The organism is Brevundimonas sp. (assembly GCF_965227765.1).
Lineage (GTDB): Bacteria > Pseudomonadota > Alphaproteobacteria > Caulobacterales > Caulobacteraceae > Brevundimonas.
Genome location: NZ_OZ245778.1, coordinates 3,246,713 through 3,263,431, shown reverse-complemented (window position 1 = coordinate 3,263,431; position 16,719 = coordinate 3,246,713). Strand labels below are relative to the sequence as shown.

The following is a 16,719-nucleotide window of genomic DNA, read 5'->3' as shown; positions in this document are numbered from 1 at the left end:
TCATGGAAATCCAGTCGAACTTCGTCGACGCCGGCGGCGTGCGGACCCACTATCTCGAAGCCGGCCAGGGCAGGCCTCTGGTCCTGGTCCATGGCGGCGGCGCCGGCGCGGACAGCCGCGGCAACTGGGCGGAGACCATCGCTCATTTCGCGCGCGACCGACGCGTGATCGCGCCGGACATGATCGGCTTTGGTCTGACCGACAAGCCCGACCCGGCGGTCTATCTCTATGATCAGCCGGGACGCACGACGCACCTTGTCGATTTCCTCGACGCCCTGGGCCTGTCGGATGTGGACATGGTCGGAAACTCCATGGGTGGGGCCACCGCGATCGGCGTGGCGCTGAACCGTCCCGAACTGATCCGCCGGCTGGTGCTGATGGGCAGCGCGGGCCTGCCGATTCCGGAACGGCCGTCGCCGCAGCTTCTGCACAATCTGCAGTACGACTTCACGGTCGAGGGGATGCGGCGGGTCATCGCCGGGCTGACGGCGCCTGGGTTCGCACCCACGGAGAGCCTGGTAAAATACCGGTTCGACATCGTCGATGATCCGGCGTCCCGCGCGGCCCTGTCGGCGATCAATGCAGAGACCCGCAAGGGCACGCTGAACTACGACGAGGATCTGCTTCGCGGCATCCAGCACCCGGTTCTGGTCGTCAACGGCAAGGAGGACGGTGTCTCGATCCTGCCGCGCGCCTACCGCTTCCTGGAACTGTTCCCGAACAGCTGGGGCTATATCGTCCCTCATTGCGGTCACTGGGCGATGATCGAGGCCCCGGACGACTTCAATCAGGCCGTGGCGCTGTTCCTCGACCGAGCCCTGTGATGGCGACGGCGGAGACCCCCAGCGCCGTTCACGATCTGATCGAGCACCTGGTGGCGACGCCCGCCGACCGGGCGCTGATCCGCACCGACCTGGACGGCCTGTTGCAGCGGTTCGAGGTCCCCGAAGCGCATCGCGCCGTGATGCGCGAGGGCCAGCGCGACGACCTGGCCCGCCTCGGCATCCACGGCAACTATGTGATCAAATGGCTTATCTGGTCGGGACGGCCCTCCATGCCCTTCTTCCCGATCAGCCATTATTTCGACAGGAGGCATTGATGGGGCGCATCGTCGGCGGGTTCGCCATGTCTCATGTTCTGGGCGCGCCTGCGGGCGTTGAAGCCCAGTCCGAGATCGTCTTCGCGGGCATGAAGGAGATCGGCGCGCGCATCCGCGCTCTGGCCCCTGACGTGCTGGTCGTCGTGTCCAGCGATCACCTCAACAACTTCAGGCTGGGCCAGCCTGTTCCGGTGGGCGTCGCGGTCGACGCGGTCCTGACGCCGCTGGGCGACATGGGGCTGCCTAGGGATCCCATCCGGGGGCACGCGGCCTTCACGACGGGATTTGCGTCGTTTGCCCGGAAAGGCGCCTGCGCCGAGGTCGTTCCGCTGGAGGGCGTACAGCCAGACCACGGCATTATGATCCCGCTGGGGATTGTCGATCCCGAACGGCAGTTCGCGGTGGCGCCCGTCTATGTGAACACCGTGTTCGACGATGCGCCAGAACCCGCGCAGTCCTATGCGCTGGGCGGACGGCTCAAGACCTATATCGAAACCGTTCGTCCGGCCGACGAGCGGGTCGTGATCCTGGCGGGCGGCGGACTGTCCCATTGGCTGGGCGTTCCAGAAGAGGGACGCGTCAACGTCGATTGGGACAATGCCTTCGTCGATCTCATGATCGGTGGCGATCATGCCGCGCTCGCAGAGATGACGAACCTGGAAATCGGCCAGGAGGCCGGCAATGGCGGCCTGGAGGTCAACGCGTGGATCGTGCTGGCGGGAGCCATGCCCGGCAATCGCGGAGAGCTGGTCTTCTACGAACCCATCCCACAGTGGGCCAGCGGCATGGGTGGTCTGGCCTTGTCGCCTGACATCTGATCACTCAGGCGCCGGCGCGGCGCAGGCCTCTGCGCCGCTGGGGCTCAGGGTCACGGGCAGGCGCGCCAGGGTGTCTGCCGCGGCCTTGAGGCTGGCCAGCTGCCGCGCCTGGGTTCGGGCATCGAAGCGTCTGCGCTCGCCCGACACCGAGATCGCCGCCCAGATCAGGCCCGACGGATCGGTCACGGGCGTCGCCAGGCAGGCTAGGCCGGGCACCACTTCGCCATCCTCCATCGCCCATCCGTTCGTCCGGACGAGAGCCAGTTCGGTTCGCAATCTGTCGGGATCGATGATGGTGTTCGGCGTCAGGGCCACCAGACTGCCGCCGGCCAGATAGCGGCCCAGCTCGTCATCGGCCATTGCGGCCAGGAGAACCTTGCCGATGCCCGAGCAGTAGGCTTCGAGCTGCATCCCTTCGCGGGTGAAGAGCGGCGTGCATTCCGCGCTCGCCTTGCACAGATAGGTCACCATCTGGTCCTCGAGCACGCCCAGATGCGCCGTCATGCCGAGATTGCGCGACAGGGTCATCAGCACCGGTCGCGCCATGGCCACGAAGACGGACCGACGCGGCATCCCCTCCGCCATCTCCAGCAGGGCCGGTCCGGGCAGATACCGGCCGGCTTTTTGTCGGACGATCAGCTGGCGGCTTTCAAACACGGCGCCAAAGCGACGCGCTGTCGAAAAGGGGATGCCGACCGTCTCGGCGATGTCGGCGAAGGACTGGCGACCTCCATCGACGCCAAGCGCGATCAGGAGATCGAGCGCCTTGTCCAATGTTCTCGAGTTTGGCTTGGACATCGTCCGCTCTCAGCTGATGAGAAGTTCTGCGACTATAATGTTGCCCTAATGTGAAACTCGTGACTACCTAGGAAGGTCATATCGTCAGACAAACTTAGAGTGAGTGTCCGGCAGTCAGTCGGTCTTGGTCTGTGTCTGTTGCGTGGACGGAAGCAACCGGCGCCCAAGTGGTGTCAAATACAAGCAAGCTCAAACGAGACTTCGGTGCCGTCAAACTAAGAATAGAATTCAAGCTGCAATAAAAACTACGATTGACGCCGACGACTGGTTTCGCTTTTCGCATGGGGATGCATAGTGGATACGAAGCGTAGAACCGTTTTTTTGACTGCCTGTTCGGCCTTGGCTTTGGCCGCCTACGCGGCGCCTGCGATGGCCCAGACATCGGAGCCTGAGGGTCAGGCGGCCTCCGTTCTTGAAGACGTCGTGGTCACGTCGACGCGGCGATCATCGACCACCAAGGATACGCCTGCCGGCGTCGCGGCCGTGGGGGGCGAAGCGATCGAGGAGGCCCAGGCTTTCAGCTTTGAAGCCTTCGCCCGGTTGAACCCGTCGGTTCAGACCAACAGCCGGGGCATCGGCGACAACCAGATCATCGTTCGGGGCATTTCCTCGTCGGGCAAGCCCACGGTCGGCCTCTATTTCGACGAGACCATTCTGACCGGCATCGGTCTGGACGGCGGCAGCGACAACCAGCCGAACATCCAACTTCACGACGTCGCACGCGTCGAGATTCTCAAGGGACCGCAGGGCACGCTGTTCGGCGCCAGCTCGATGTCGGGAACCGTGCGCATCATCACCAACAAGCCGGACCTCGACACGCTGAGCGGAGGCTTCACCGCCTCGACCGCTTCGGTGTCGGACGGCAACGCCTTTCACCAGGGTGAAGCCTACGTCAATCTTCCGCTCATCGAGGACCGGCTGGCGGTCAGGGCGGTCGCATGGGCCGACAGCGGAGGCGGCTATATCGACCGCGTCGGCCCCATCGCGGCCGAGAACGTCAACGACCAGACCGTGACGGGCGGGCGCATCATCGCCCAGGCCCGCCTGACGGACCGGATCAGCGTCACGGGCACCATCCTGCGCCAGGATCAGGAGGTCGAAGGGCCGCAGTATTTCGAGTTCGATCAGGGCGCCTATCGCACCACATCGCCGACCGTCGAGAATTTCGAGGACTCCAGCAATATCTACAGCCTGGTCGCCGACATCGATCTGGACTTCGGCACGCTGACGGCCTCCACCTCGCTGCTCAAGCGCGACATGACCCTGCTGCGCGACAGCACCCCGACGGCCCGGCGGTTCGGCATTCCCGGCGTTCTGGCCTATAGTCAGGGTCAGGAACTGAGCAACTGGTCCAGCGAACTGCGCCTGGCCTCCACGCTGAACGGGCCGTTGCAGTACGTCGTCGGCGGGTTCTACAGCAAGCAGGATTCGGACACCTACACCCTGGCGGTTCTGGCCGACCCCGCGACGGGCCTCGCCCCTTGCTTCACGGCTGCCGACTGCCGCGCCAATGGGTTCGCCACGTCCGACATCAACTCGTCCTTTGGTTCGACGGCGATCGAGCAGTACGCCGTGTTCGGAGAGGCGGTCTATGACCTGACGCCGCGGCTGAAAGCTACTGCCGGCCTGCGTTACTATAACGCCGACATCCTCGATTATCGCGTGACGACCCAGCGTCTGAGGTTCCCGACCTCGCCGGTGCAGACCGTCGACCAGGTCGCACTCGACGCGGCGACCACAGAGGACAGCGTGAGCTACAACTTCGCGCTCGCCTATGCGGCCTCGGCCGACACCACCCTGTACGCGCGTGCGGCCTCCGGCTTCCGCCCCGGCGGCGTCAACGACGCGGACGGCGCCGCCCAGTTCGGCGTGGTGGTGCCCGAAGGCTATAGTTCCGATGAGCTGTGGAACTATGAAGTCGGGGTGAAGTCCTACTTCGGCGATCGCAGATACTATGTCGAACTGTCGGCCTATCGCATCGACTGGACGGATCAGCAGATCGCGGTCACCGATCCGGGCGGCACCTTCGTCTATATCGCCAACGCCGGCGAGAGCGTGGTCAACGGCCTGGAGGCCCAGATCACGGCGCGGCCGATCGATGGCCTGTTCATCAACTTCGGCGCCACCTACACCGACGCCAAGCTGACCGCCGATCTGCCCTCGACGGCTTCGGCTGCGGGCAGCGACGGCGACCGGATCCCATACTCTCCGGAATGGTCGTATGCCGGCCAGATCTCGTACGAGGCTCCGCTCGGCGCCGAGGCGACCTGGAAGGTGGGCGCGAACTTCAACTATCGCGGAGAATCCTTCACCGGGTTCAATGACCAGGATCCCAACCAGGCGCGCCTGGACGACTATTTCCTGGTCAATGCTACGGTGGGTTTGAACTATCGCGACTGGTTGGGAACCGTCTTCATCGACAATGTGACCGATACGGTTCCCGAGATCGGCCTGCGGGTCACCGGGGATGGCTACCGGGTCTATACGGTGCGTCCGCGCACCGTGGGCGTGCGGCTCAGCCGAAGCTTCTGATTGCCGGCGGGGGCGGCGCGGCCGCCCCCTTTTTCCTGTCGGCGGCGTCCCCGCCCGATGACCGAAACCCATAGTAGCCATGACCGCTGACGCGCTTTCCTCCCGTCCCTTTGTTCGCGGCTGGCTTGTCGTCGGCGTGGCATTGTTCGGCATCTCGACAGGCCCGGCGGCCTTCGGGCTGGCCTCCATGGGGCTGGTCAGTTCACCGCTTGCGGCCGAGTTCGGCTGGAGCATGTCGCAGATCAGCGGCGCCGTTTCCCTGATGATGCTGGCCACCGCAGCCTGCATGCCGATCGCGGGAAAGATGGTCGACAAATGGGGTCCGCGCCGCGTCCTTCTGCCGTCCATCCTGGTCCTGGCGGCGACCTTCCTGCTGGCCCCCTTCATTCGCAACTACGCCCAGTTCCTGGCCTTCTACATCGCCATCGGCACGGTGGCCGTCGGCACCAACAGCGTCGCCTATATGCGGATCCTGTCCTCTTGGTTCGACCGGCGGCGGGGTCTGGCGATCGGTGTCGCCGGCAGTGGAACCGGGCTCGGCTTTGCCTATGTGCCCCTGCTCAGCGCCGCGCTTGTGGCCCAGTTCGGCTGGCGGGGATGCTACATCGGACTGGGCTGCATCCTGCTGTTCGTGACCCTGCCGCTGGTCTTCTTCATCATGAAGGAGACGCCCCAGGATGTCGGACTGGCCGTCGACGGCGGGATCCCGTCCGAGACAGCGCAGCCTGCCCTGGGCGGCTCCTCCTTGTCGGAGGCGCTGCGTTCGCGCGACTTCTGGGTTCTGCTGGCGGTTTTCGTCGGCCTGGCGTTCGCCCTCTATGGTCTGATGCCGCACCTGGTTCCCCTGCTGGCGTCGCGGGGGATGGGGGAGGCCGCCGCCGCCTCGATCGCGTCCCTGTTCGGGCTGGCCGCCTTTGGCGGGCGTCTGCTGATCGGCTTCCTGCTGGACAAGTTCGACGCGCGGCGGATCGCCCTGATCTTCTTCTCGCTGTCTGCGATCGGGCTGTTCGCCCTGACCCTGTCGCTGCCCTACTGGGCCTTCGTCGTGGCCGCGATCCTGCTTGGGGGCAGTCTGGGCGCCGAGGTGGATATGCTGGCCTATCTGATCAGCCGCTATTTCGGTCTCAAGGCCTTTTCGCAGATCTTTTCGGTGATGTTCTCGGCCGTGCTGATGGCCATGGGCACGGCGCCGCTGATCTTCGGCATCGTGTTTGACCGGACGGGGTCCTATTCGTCCATTCTGGCGCTGTGCGCGCCCATCTGCCTGGTCGCCATCGGCCTGGTCCTGCTGCTGCGGCCCTATGGCGCCAAGGCCCGCGGCGCGGCCCTGTCGTCGACCTGACAAGCAAAAGCCCCCGCTGCGGATCGCAGCGGGGGCTCTGGTCGTTCGCCGCTCAGACTAGGGTCTGATCGCCGTCCTCGATCTGGACCCGATAGCCCGAACGGACCTGCGGGAAGTAGTCCCAGATCGCCAGGTGCTGGGTGCAGCGGTTGTCCCAGAAGGCGACCGAATGCGGCTCCCAGCGGAAGCGAACCTGGAAGTATTCGTTGGCGCAGTGGTCGAACAGGAATTTCAGAACGGCCTCGCTCTCGGCCGGCGCCAGTTCGTTGATCCGGGCCGTGAAGCCGCGGTTGACGTAGAGCGCCTTGCGGCCGGTGATCGGATGGGTCCTGATCACAGGATGGACGGCCGTGGGAAACTGACCGGACGGGTCAAACCGTCCAAAGGCCAGACGGCCGTCATGAAAGGCGGTCAGGCCTTCGAGGTAGGTCTTCATGCGGTCCGACAGGGCGTCATAGGCCGCGTACATCGAGGAGAAGGCGGTGTCTCCACCCGAGTCGGGCAGGGTGTGCAGGTACAGGATGCTGCCCATGGGAGGGACGGCGGCGCACGACATGTCGGTATGCCATTCTTCGCCAGCGACGTGCTTGGACGTGGCGTCCGCGTGAAGCTTGCGCACCTCCGGATGGTCGGGAAGGCCCTTCAGCGCATGGATCTGCAGGGGACCAAAGCGCTGGCCGACCGCCTTGAGCGTCGCCGGATCCAGGGGCTGGTCGCGGAAGAAGATCACCTGATGCTCGGCCATGGCGCGACGGACCTCGTCGAACTGAACCTCGTCCATGTTCTTCAGGTCCACGCCGCCGATGATCGCTCCGATCCGTGGCGTGAGTTGGTCGATGGTGATGGTCTGATACGTCATCGAAGCCTCTGGTGATGTGGTTCGCCAAGGCGACTGCCATGGGATACTGTATACCGTATTCTGCGCGTGGAATCTGCGCCATGCTCGCGGCGTGGCAGAGGCGTCATCGACTCTCATAATCTGATAGAAGCTGGAAATCCGACATGCCCCCGGTCCGACCCATCATGCCGGCGCTCAGATTGCGCGATCAGGTCTATGATCGAATTCGCGCCGATCTGGAGGAGGGGCGGCTGGCCGCGGACCAGCGGTTCGTCGAACTGGACCTGGCCGCGCGCTACGGCGTGTCGCGCACGCCCGTCCGCGAGGCCCTGCTTCAGCTCTCTCGTGAAGGCGTGCTCGAACGGCTGGACCGGGGGTATTCGGTGCAGACGGCCGATCTCAAACAGGTGTTGGACCGCCTTGAAGTAAGGCGGATACTGGACGTGCAGATCGCCAGAAAAGCTGCCGATCATGCGTCGGCCGCCCAAATCCGCGCTGCCGAAGTCGCCCTGGCCAAGGCGCGTTCGGCCCATGAGCGAGGCCGGCATCGGGAGTTCGCCTCGGCGCAACAGCAGGTCCGTGATGTGCTGCGCGAGGCCTGCGACAACGACACGCTCGGCCGGTGCTCCGCCCTGGTGGATGACAGTTTCCGGTTCGTGCGGACCCGCCTGTTCGAGAATGCGGAGAACCGGCGACAAACACTCGACGGCATGGAGTCGGTGCTGAAGGCCGTGGCTGCAGGCTCGCCCGACGCGGCCGGCGCGGCAGCGAACCTGTTTGTCGATACGCTTTCGGCGTTCCACCGGAAAGCTATGGGAGGTTGAATGCGGAGTGTAGGACCGTCATACAAAGATCATGACGCAACCTACCTCTACTGCGCGGCGCATGGCCCTGATCGGTCACGGCGCCATTGGCTCGGAAATCACCGCCTGTCTGGATCGGCTCGGAGAAGCGTACAGTCTGAGCGCTGTTCTGGTGCGGCCAGGGCGGACGGCCCCGGCTGCGGTTCATGACCTCGACGCCCTGATCCGCACGGCCCCGGATGTCGTTCTGGAGTGCGCCGGACATGCGGCGGCGCTGGAGCACTGCGCGCCCCTGCTGCGGGCCGGGATCGACGTCGTCCTGTCATCCGTCGGCATTCTCGCCGACGGGCAGGTGATGGCGGACATGGTTGAAGCCGAAGCGGCGGGGGGCGGTCGATTGCTGTTGGCCGCCGGAGCGGTCGCGGGCCTGGACGGCCTGACCGCAGCGGCGCTCGCGGGGGTCGAGGCGGTGACCTATGTGTCCTACAAGCCGCCGGCCGCCTGGCGCGGCACGCCGGCGCAACAGATCATTGACCTGGATCACACCGAGGAGGAGGTGGTCTTCTTCGAGGGAACAGCAAGGGACGCCGCGCGCGACTATCCCAAGAACGCCAACGTCGCCATCTCTGTCGCCCTGTGCGCTCTGGGGGCGGATCGGACGCGGGTCAGGCTGGTCTCATCCCGCCGGGTGGATGACCCCCTGGGCGTGATCGAGGCGCACGGGCCATTCGGGCGTTTCCACTTCGATATTCTGGCGCTCGCGGCGGCCAGCAATCCCAAGACATCGGCCCTGACCGCATACAGTCTTTTACAGTGCGCAAGATTGGACGCGGGCCTGCCGATCCTGCTACTTCCGGGTGCAAAAGCGGGTTTCGCCACAACGCGAGCCTGACAAGAAGAAGGCGGCGGGTGCGCGGCCGAGGAAACGGTTGAGGACAATCCATGCAAGCCGAAGACATGCTTATCGTCGAAGCGCCGACGCTCGTGCGCGAGCATGCTGCGAGAAAGCTGCGGGACGCGATTGCGGCCGGCCTCTACAAGCCGGGCGCTCGCCTGGTCGAGCGTGAACTGTGCGAGGCGCTGGGCGTCAGCCGCACCTCGGTTCGCGAGGCCATGCGCCAGCTGCAGGCCGAGAATCTGATCAACGTCGGGCCGCGACGCAATATCAGCGTGACGGTTCTGACCGCAGAAGACGCCTCGGACATCTATCATCTGCGCGAGGCCGTCGAGCCCGAGGCGCTTCGACGCTTCGTCGCCAGCGCCAACGCCCAGGCCATGAAACATGTGGCGACCACCTGGGCTGTCATGCGCAAGGCGTCCGACAAGAATGATATGGTCGGTCTGGCGAGGGAGGCGACCGGCCTCTACGAGCATTTTCTGACCCACTGCGGCAGCCAGGTCTACAAGGACAGCGGCCAGCAATTGCTGAACCGCGTCAGCTATTTGCGTCTGACTGCCATGTCGACGCCGGGGCGTCTTGATCGCGGAATGGAAGAATGGCGCGCCATCGTCGAGGCGGTTCAGCGCCGCGATGCCCAGGGCGCGGCCAAGGCGCTCGCAGTCCATATCCGCAATGCGCGCAAGGCGATCGAGGGCAATCTGAAACTCGGCTAAAAGTCTTGTCGTATTTTATGATTGTCATACAAACTTGCCGCCTCTAGTCTTTCCTCGATAGAGGAGACGCGCGCATGTCGGCTGAAGATCGGGTTCTTGTCGTCGGCGCCGGGCCCGTCGGGGCCGTTCTCGCTCTGGCGCTCAGGCAGGCGGGCATTCCCGTCGTCCTGATCGAAAAGCTGGCCCAGCCCGAGCACGATTGCCGCGCAGCCAGTTGCCACCCGCCGACAATCGCCATGCTGGAACGGCTCGGCCTGCTCGAAGCCGGTCTGGATCAGGGGCTGGTGTCGCCGGCCTTCCACTATCTCGACCGCATCACCGGAAAGCTGGTGGGCCGGTTTGACCTGGAGGCGATGCGCGAGCCGCCGGCCCACGCCTACGTCCTGCAGTGGGAGCAGTGGAAGATCGCCGAGACCGTCCTGGCGCGGCTGGAGAATGACGAGGGCGCCGAGATTCTGATGGGGCGTTCTCTCGAAGGCTTCACCCAGGACGACGGCGGCGTCACGATCCAGATCCGGTGCGAACAGGGCGAGCAGACCGAACTGCGGGGGCGTTATCTGGTCGGCTGCGACGGGGGACGCAGCACGGTTCGCAAGATTGCGGGCGTCGATTTCGAGGGCTTCACCTGGCCGGAGCGGTTCATCAAGATCGACACGCGACAGGATTTCTCGGCCCTGGGCGCGCACATCTCAAATCGCAATTACTTCTCTGCGCCGAACGACTGGATGAACGTCTTCAAGGCGCGCGGCGAGGACGGCGAGGGCATGTGGCGCGCCGTCAGCCCGGCTCCGCTCGACCAGACCGACGAGGAGGTCACGGCGCCCGAAGCCGTCGAAGCCCGGCTGCAGAGGTTCTGTCCCAGGCCCGAGCCCTATGATGTGGTGACCACCGCCATCTACCGCGTGCACCAGCGCGTGGCGGCGACGTTCAATCTGGGGCGGGTGCTACTGGCCGGCGACGCCGCCCACGTCAACAATCCGGTGGGCGGCATGGGCATGAACGGGGGCATCCACGACGCGGTGAACCTGGCCGACAAGCTGGCGATGATCTGGTTCGATGGGGCGGACGCCGACGCCCTACTGGATCGATACACGCGCCAGCGCCGCAAGGCCCAGATCGACGGCGTCCAGGCCCAGAGCATCGCCAACAAGCAGTTGCTGGACGAACAGGACCCCGCCGCCCGCGCCATCAAGCTGGACGGCATCCGCAAGGCCGCCGCCGACCCCGTGTTGCATGACGCCTTCATCCGCCGCGCCTGCATGATCGACAGCTTCGCCGCAGCCGAAGCCACGCTTTAAGGACCTTCAAATGACGAACGTCGCTCGCCACGCCCGACCCGCCGACCTCATCGACGCCTCGCTCGAAGACATCATGGCGCGCTATGTGAAGCGCTTCAGCGAAACCGTCGCCGACTGGAACGCCTTTTCGGACGCCAGCATCGAGGGTTACCACAGGGCGCAGCACCGCTTCGTCGGCGCCGGAGCCTCGGGCAAGCATGGGGAGGGCTCCGCCATTCCCCCCGGCGGCTTCACCCTGTCGATCATGAACGTCCCCCCGGGCCAGGGGAACGCGCCCCATACCCATGAGGTCGAGGAGGTCTTCTTCGTCCTGCAGGGCGAGTGTGTCGTCTTCATCGAGGACGAGGACGGTCGCCGCCTCTCCCAGACCCTCACGCCATGGGAGATGATCGCCTGCCCGCCCGGCGTGATCCACGGCTATGTCAACGAGGCCGCCGAGCCGTGCTTCCTGCAGGTCATGCTGGGCAAGGGGCGTCCGGAAACGGCCGGCTTCGCGGACAGCGCTTTGTTTAGCCGCCGAGATGACCACCTGGCTTGAACTATCGGCGAGTGGTGCTGTCAGGTTCAGCCCGTTGCGACCTCTTTTCTGTCTGCCCTGGCCGATCCCACCTCCGCCGCTAGGCGTCTTGACGCCGAGCAGATCGCCGGGAAACGACCGCGTAATGTGCGGCGCCAGCGCAGCATCTCGTGATAGGCGTCCGCCAATTCCAGAAGTTGGGCGTCCGTCAGTTGGTCGCCCAGGCCGATGAAGCTCTGGCGGATGACGGAAAAGTCGGCTGCGCTCACAGGATCGGGCGTAATCATCTGGTCCTCATTCAGGGAAAACAAGAGGCGGGCCGTCGCAGAGGCGCCTCGGTCCGTCGCGCTTGCGGTCAGAACCGCCAGCCGACGCCGGCATTGCCGCCGATGTGGTCCTGGGTGTCAAAGGTGGCGCCCGCACGGAACACCATGCTGCCGTCGCCCAGAGCCCGCGAGAAACCGACCGCCATGGCGGATTCGCCCTCATAGGTGCCTACGCCGAGCGACATCATCGACTGACCGCGCTCTGAAATCAGAGGCATTCCGGCGGCCGCCAGGGCGCCTGCCGTGCCGGCGTAGGCCAGCTTGCGAACTTCCCTCAACGAGTAGTTCATCACCGCCAGCCGCACGTCGGTGTAGGCGTTGGCCTGCTGGACCGCGCCCGCAAGCCCCTCGCGCAGTTGCTGGACGTTGACCGCGTCGCCGGCCTCGACCCCAGCAGCCAGGTTGCTGACGGTGACGGCAGGACCGCCGGCGCGGCCGAGCACCACACGACTGCGATCGGCAGACGAATACTGGATCGAGTTCTGACCCAGGGTCAGGGCCTCGTCCGCCGTGGACTGGGCGGTGACGACCGCGCGGTTGGTGTCGAACAGCTGGGATCCGTTGATCGCCTGGGTCGAGGTGGCGGTCACCGCGCCGTTGGCGACATTGTTCAAGGTGACGGGCGCCGAGGCGTCGCCGCCCTGAAGGGTCACTGTGTTGGTGCGATCCCCTGCAGCATTGGTGTCATACTGGATGGCGTTCACAGAGGCCGAGGCCAGAGCATAGACCTGGCCGCCATTGACGGCGTCGGTAGATCCGGCGGCGATCCGGCCGTCGGCGACATTGTGCAGACCGACTGCGCCGCCGCTGACGCCGACCAGGGTCAGGTCGTCGGTGCGCGTACCGCCGTTGGGGACCTCGGGGGCGGCCGGATCGCTGTAGCGGACCGGACCCAGGCTGCCATTGGCGACATTGTCGGCCAGATCGGCGATTGCGGCGGTATTGGCGGCGACATTGGTATTGGTTGCGAACAGTTGTGCGCCGTTCACGGCGTCGGTCGAAGTGGCGCTGAGCTGGCCATTTGCAAGGTTGGTCACGGTGGTGCCGTTCGTCCCGGCCAGGGTCAGAACGGCGCCCGAAGTATCGTCGTACAGCACCGCGCGGTCGGCCACGGCGTCAACCCGGTCAGACACGCCCTGGAGTTGGCCGACGTTCACGGCGTCGGTTGCGGCCGAACCGGCGGCGACATTGGTCAGTTGGCGCTCCTGTCCGGCGCTGCCGAAAGAGACGCTGCCGACCGAGGATTGCGGCGCGCTCAGGCCCAGGGCGACATAGGCGGCCTGGGGCGCGCGATTGGCGAGCGCGCCTGCGCCGATGGCCACGCTGTTGGCGGCGTCGGCCTGAGCATCGGGTCCAATGGCGACGCCGTCCAGTCCGACGGCCGAGGCGGGGGCTCCGGCCGAGTTGACAGCCAGGTAGGCGGCGCCGCCGCCGGCTGCGCCCGAGACGGCGTTCAATGCCGCCTGGACACTGTCATAGCTGACGCCCTGATAGGTCAGATCCGCAGTGACAGCGCCCGTTGCCGCGTCATAGACGGCGTCGGGTCCGAAGGCCTCGGCCACGCCGGTTCCCAAGTCGAACATCTGGCCGCCGTTCACCGCGTCTGTCGAGGCCGCACCGACCAGGCCGCTCGCCAGATTATGCAGCACGACAGGGCCGTTGAGGGCGCCGACAAGGACCAGGTCATTGGTGGGCACGCCGCCGTTTGGCGTGTTGGGCGTTGCGGCGTCGGAATACTGGACGACGCCTATGCCGCCGCTGTTCAGGTCATTGGTGATGTTGGTGATGGCCGTGGTGTTGGTGACGATGTCGCCCGAGTTTGTCGTGACCTGGGCATTGGTGGCGAAGAGCTGTGATCCGTTGACGGCTTCATTGGACGTGGCGCTGAGCTCGCCGTCCGCGACATTGGCGATCACGGTGCCGCCTACGCCTTGCAGGGTCAAAGTCGCCGAGGTTGCATCGTCATAGGTCACGGCCAGGGCCGAGGTCGCGGCGATATCGGCGATAGCGTCGGTGTTGGTGGTGACCTGGGTGTTGGTGGCGAACAGCTGCGATCCGTTCACCGCTTCGGTGGAGGTCGCGCTCAGCTCTCCGGCGGCCAGGTTGTCGATGACGGTGCCGGTGACGCCCGCCAGAGTGACGCGCCCGGCCAGCAGGTCGTCGTATTGGACAGCTGTGTCGGAGAGGTCGCCGAGGTCGGTGGAGATGTCGGCGATGGCGTCGGTGTTGGTGGTGACCTGGGTGTTGGTGGCGAACAGCTGCGATCCGTTGACGGCCTCGGTCGAGGTGGCGCTCAGTTCTCCGGCGGCTAGGTTGTCGATGACGGTGCCGGTGACGCCCGCCAGGGTGACGCGCCCGGCCAGCAGGTCGTCGTACTGGACAGCTGTGTCGGAGAGGTCGCCGAGGTCGGTGGAGATGTCGGCGATGGCGTCGGTGTTTGTGGTGACCTGGGCGTTGGTGGCGAACAGCTGAGCGCCGTTGACGGCCTCGGTCGAGGTGGCGCTCAGTTCTCCGGCGGCCAGGTTGTCGATGACGGTGCCAGTGACGCCCGCCAGGGTGACACGTCCGGCCAGCAGGTCGTCGTACTGAACCGCCGTGTCGGAGAGGTCGCCAAGGTCGGTGGAGATATCGGCGATAGCGTCGGTGTTGGTGGTCACCTGGGTGTTGGTGGCGAACAGCTGCGATCCGTTCACCGCTTCGGTGGAGGTGGCGCTCAGCTCTCCGGCCGCCAGGTTGCCGATGACGGTGCCGGTGACGCCCGCCAGGGTGACGCGTCCGGCCAACAGGTCGTCGTACTGAACCGCCGTGTCGGACAGGTCGCCAAGGTCGGTGGAGATGTCGGCGATGGCGTCGGTGTTGGTGGTGACCTGGGTGTTGGTGGCGAACAGCTGCGATCCGTTCACCGCTTCGGTGGAGGTCGCGCTCAGCTGGCCGGCGGCGAGGTTGTCGATGACGGTGCCGGTGACCCCCGCCAGGGTGACGCGCCCGGCCAGCAGGTCGTCGTACTGGACAGCTGTGTCGGAGAGGTCGCCAAGGTCGGTGGAGATGTCGGCGATGGCGTCGGTGTTGGTGGTGACCTGGGTATTGGTCGCGAACAGCTGGGAGCCGTTGACCGCCTCGGTCGAGGTCGCGCTCAGCTGGCCGGCGGCGAGGTTGTCGATGACGGTGCCGGTGACCCCCGCCAGGGTGACGCGCCCAGCCAGCAGGTCGTCGTACTGGACCGCCGTGTCGGACAGGTCGCCGAGGTCGGTGGAGATGTCGGCGATGGCGTCGGTGTTGGTGGTGACCTGGGTATTGGTCGCGAACAGCTGGGAGCCGTTGACCGCCTCGGTCGAGGTCGCGCTCAGCTGGCCGGCGGCGAGGTTGTCGATGACGGTGCCGGTGACCCCCGCCAGGGTGACGCGCCCAGCCAGCAGGTCGTCGTACTGGACCGCCGTGTCGGACAGGTCGCCGAGGTCGGTGGAGATGTCGGCGATAGCGTCGGTGTTGGTGGTCACCTGGGTGTTGGTGGCGAACAGCTGGGCGCCGTTGACGGCCTCGGTAGAGGTCGCGCTCAGCGCGCCGGCGGCCAGGTTGTCGATAACGGTGCCGGTGACGCCGGAAAGGCTCAGGCTTGCCGCTGTGGGGTCGTTGTAGATGACCGCGAGGTCAGCCAGATCCGCCAGGTCGTCGGCGACGCCGGTCAACTGGCCGACGTTGACCGCGTCGGTGGGGGCGGCGCCGGCTGCGACATGGGTCAGCTGTCGCTCGAGCCCGGCGGCGCCGAAGGCGACCTCGCCCGCGGAGGACTGAAGCGTGTCGAGACCCATGGCGGCGTAGTTGGCCTGGGCGCCCCGGACAGCGGAACTGTCGGCGCCCAGGGCCAGGCTGTTGGCGACAGAAACTGTCGCGTCGGCGCCCAGGGCGACTGATCCGATCGCGCCGGGCAGGATGCGGCTGTCGCGACCCAGGGCGATGGCGTCGGCCGCAGTGCCAGCGGTCGTGGCGCCATTGCCGAAGGCGATGGAGTTGAACTCGCCCGCAACGGCGATGTCGCCTCCGGTTCCCAGTCCAGTGATCTGGTTGCCTCCGATGGCGATGCCGGCTTCTTCGGCCAGGGTGAAGCCGTCGGCCTGGTTCACGCAACCGTCCTCGGGGGCGACGATTTCGCCGTCGAGGTCCAGGACGTTCAGGGTGATGGGATCGCCGTTGGCCGCCGACGTCAAAAGGCTGGTGGCGTTGAGGGCCAGGTTCGGAAACACAGCGCCGACGAGCGGGATGATTTTGACCACGCCCAGGATCGAGTTGACGCTGGATTCGATCGGGCTGGCTATGCCCGTGATCACCGGCTTCATGATGTCGGTCACGACGGATCGAGGAAGGCTGACACCGGAACAGGCGCTGACAACCGGAATGGATTGGGCCGCCGTAGCGCTGGGGGACAAGAGTGGCAATAGCGCCAGGATCGCCGCCAGGACGTTCCCCACGACACGGCCCAGAGCGCTTCTCAGCGCGCAGGCCGGGATGGGATTGCGGCGAATATTCCTCACTCCAGATCTCCAGACTTCTGCGGTCACGCCGGAGCGCCGCAGCGGGAAGAACATCGGTTATCGGCTCGCGGCACATCCGGGAGTTGCCTTGGTAGGATACGCATCACGCCGTAAGGGTTTTGCTAACCATATCAATCGCTGGGAGGGCCAAGGATGCCCAAAAGGCCGCTGAGGGATGGCCGGTCTGACCGGCCCTACCACCTAA

The 16,719-nt window shown here is 65.7% G+C and carries 14 protein-coding genes; 10 read left to right on the top strand and 4 right to left on the bottom strand.

All coding sequences use genetic code 11. From position 1 onward, the window contains the following. The first annotated feature begins 2 nt into the window (after window positions 1-2). Genes ACO05L_RS15635 through ACO05L_RS15625 form a run of 3 tightly spaced genes read left to right on the top strand, consistent with a single transcriptional unit; the run spans window position 3 to window position 1,917 of the window. Entirely contained in the window at window positions 3-824 is an 822-nt protein-coding gene (locus ACO05L_RS15635; RefSeq protein ID WP_421730087.1) for an alpha/beta fold hydrolase, read from the top strand. Next, complete coding sequence (locus tag ACO05L_RS15630) at window positions 824-1,099, top strand: hypothetical protein (protein ID WP_421730086.1); 276 nt, start codon at window positions 824-826, stop codon at window positions 1,097-1,099. Before ACO05L_RS15635 ends, ACO05L_RS15630 begins: the two co-directional genes overlap by 1 nt. Beyond that, on the top strand, window positions 1,099-1,917 hold the full coding sequence (locus ACO05L_RS15625; protein ID WP_421730085.1) for a hypothetical protein: 819 nt from the start codon (window positions 1,099-1,101) through the stop codon (window positions 1,915-1,917). The genes ACO05L_RS15630 and ACO05L_RS15625 overlap by 1 nt, the downstream gene beginning before the upstream one ends. Here ACO05L_RS15625 and ACO05L_RS15620 read toward each other — a convergent pair whose 3' ends face one another. Further along, window positions 1,918-2,715, bottom strand: a complete 798-nt coding sequence (locus ACO05L_RS15620) for an IclR family transcriptional regulator (RefSeq protein ID WP_421730084.1) — start codon at window positions 2,713-2,715, stop codon at window positions 1,918-1,920. A 369-nt stretch (window positions 2,716-3,084) separates the two neighbouring features. Here ACO05L_RS15620 and ACO05L_RS15615 point away from each other — a divergent pair, with 369 nt between their 5' ends. Both ACO05L_RS15615 and ACO05L_RS15610 read left to right on the top strand, forming a co-directional pair. Further along, the gene (locus ACO05L_RS15615) at window positions 3,085-5,247 is read left to right on the top strand and encodes a TonB-dependent receptor (RefSeq protein WP_421730083.1); all 2,163 of its coding nucleotides are present in this window, start codon (window positions 3,085-3,087) and stop codon (window positions 5,245-5,247) included. 79 nt (window positions 5,248-5,326) lie between these two features. Continuing rightward, on the top strand, window positions 5,327-6,589 hold the full coding sequence (locus ACO05L_RS15610) for an MFS transporter (protein ID WP_421730082.1): 1,263 nt from the start codon (window positions 5,327-5,329) through the stop codon (window positions 6,587-6,589). Window positions 6,590-6,641: 52 nt separating this feature from the next. Here the strand turns inward: ACO05L_RS15610 and ACO05L_RS15605 are convergent, their stop codons facing one another. After that, window positions 6,642-7,448 carry a TauD/TfdA dioxygenase family protein gene (locus ACO05L_RS15605; protein ID WP_421730081.1) on the bottom strand — a complete coding sequence of 269 codons (807 nt, stop codon included), beginning with the start codon at window positions 7,446-7,448 and terminating at the stop codon, window positions 6,642-6,644. Between the two features lie 179 nt (window positions 7,449-7,627). Between ACO05L_RS15605 and ACO05L_RS15600 the strand changes: the two genes are divergently transcribed. The 5 genes from ACO05L_RS15600 (at window position 7,628) to ACO05L_RS15580 (ending at window position 11,680) form a co-directional block, all read left to right on the top strand. Continuing rightward, window positions 7,628-8,251 carry a GntR family transcriptional regulator gene (locus ACO05L_RS15600; protein WP_421730080.1) on the top strand — a complete coding sequence of 208 codons (624 nt, stop codon included), beginning with the start codon at window positions 7,628-7,630 and terminating at the stop codon, window positions 8,249-8,251. Window positions 8,252-8,282: 31 nt separating this feature from the next. Beyond that, the gene (locus ACO05L_RS15595) at window positions 8,283-9,122 is read left to right on the top strand and encodes an aspartate dehydrogenase (protein ID WP_421730079.1); all 840 of its coding nucleotides are present in this window, start codon (window positions 8,283-8,285) and stop codon (window positions 9,120-9,122) included. A gap of 50 nt (window positions 9,123-9,172) precedes the next feature. Continuing rightward, the gene (locus ACO05L_RS15590) at window positions 9,173-9,844 is read left to right on the top strand and encodes a GntR family transcriptional regulator (protein WP_421730078.1); all 672 of its coding nucleotides are present in this window, start codon (window positions 9,173-9,175) and stop codon (window positions 9,842-9,844) included. A gap of 74 nt (window positions 9,845-9,918) precedes the next feature. Continuing rightward, window positions 9,919-11,142: an FAD-dependent oxidoreductase gene (locus ACO05L_RS15585; protein ID WP_421730077.1), complete on the top strand. Its 1,224-nt coding sequence runs from the start codon at window positions 9,919-9,921 to the stop codon at window positions 11,140-11,142. A 10-nt stretch (window positions 11,143-11,152) separates the two neighbouring features. Continuing rightward, a complete protein-coding gene (locus ACO05L_RS15580; protein ID WP_421730076.1) occupies window positions 11,153-11,680 on the top strand; it encodes a cupin domain-containing protein in 528 nt (175 codons plus the stop codon). Window positions 11,681-11,706: 26 nt separating this feature from the next. On the opposite strand, the gene ACO05L_RS15575 is transcribed toward ACO05L_RS15580, so the two are convergent. Both ACO05L_RS15575 and ACO05L_RS15570 read right to left on the bottom strand, forming a co-directional pair. Continuing rightward, window positions 11,707-11,946 carry a hypothetical protein gene (locus ACO05L_RS15575; RefSeq protein ID WP_421730075.1) on the bottom strand — a complete coding sequence of 80 codons (240 nt, stop codon included), beginning with the start codon at window positions 11,944-11,946 and terminating at the stop codon, window positions 11,707-11,709. Window positions 11,947-12,014: 68 nt separating this feature from the next. Then, entirely contained in the window at window positions 12,015-16,514 is a 4,500-nt protein-coding gene (locus tag ACO05L_RS15570; RefSeq protein ID WP_421730074.1) for a YadA-like family protein, read from the bottom strand. Between the last annotated feature and the right edge of the window lie 205 nt (window positions 16,515-16,719).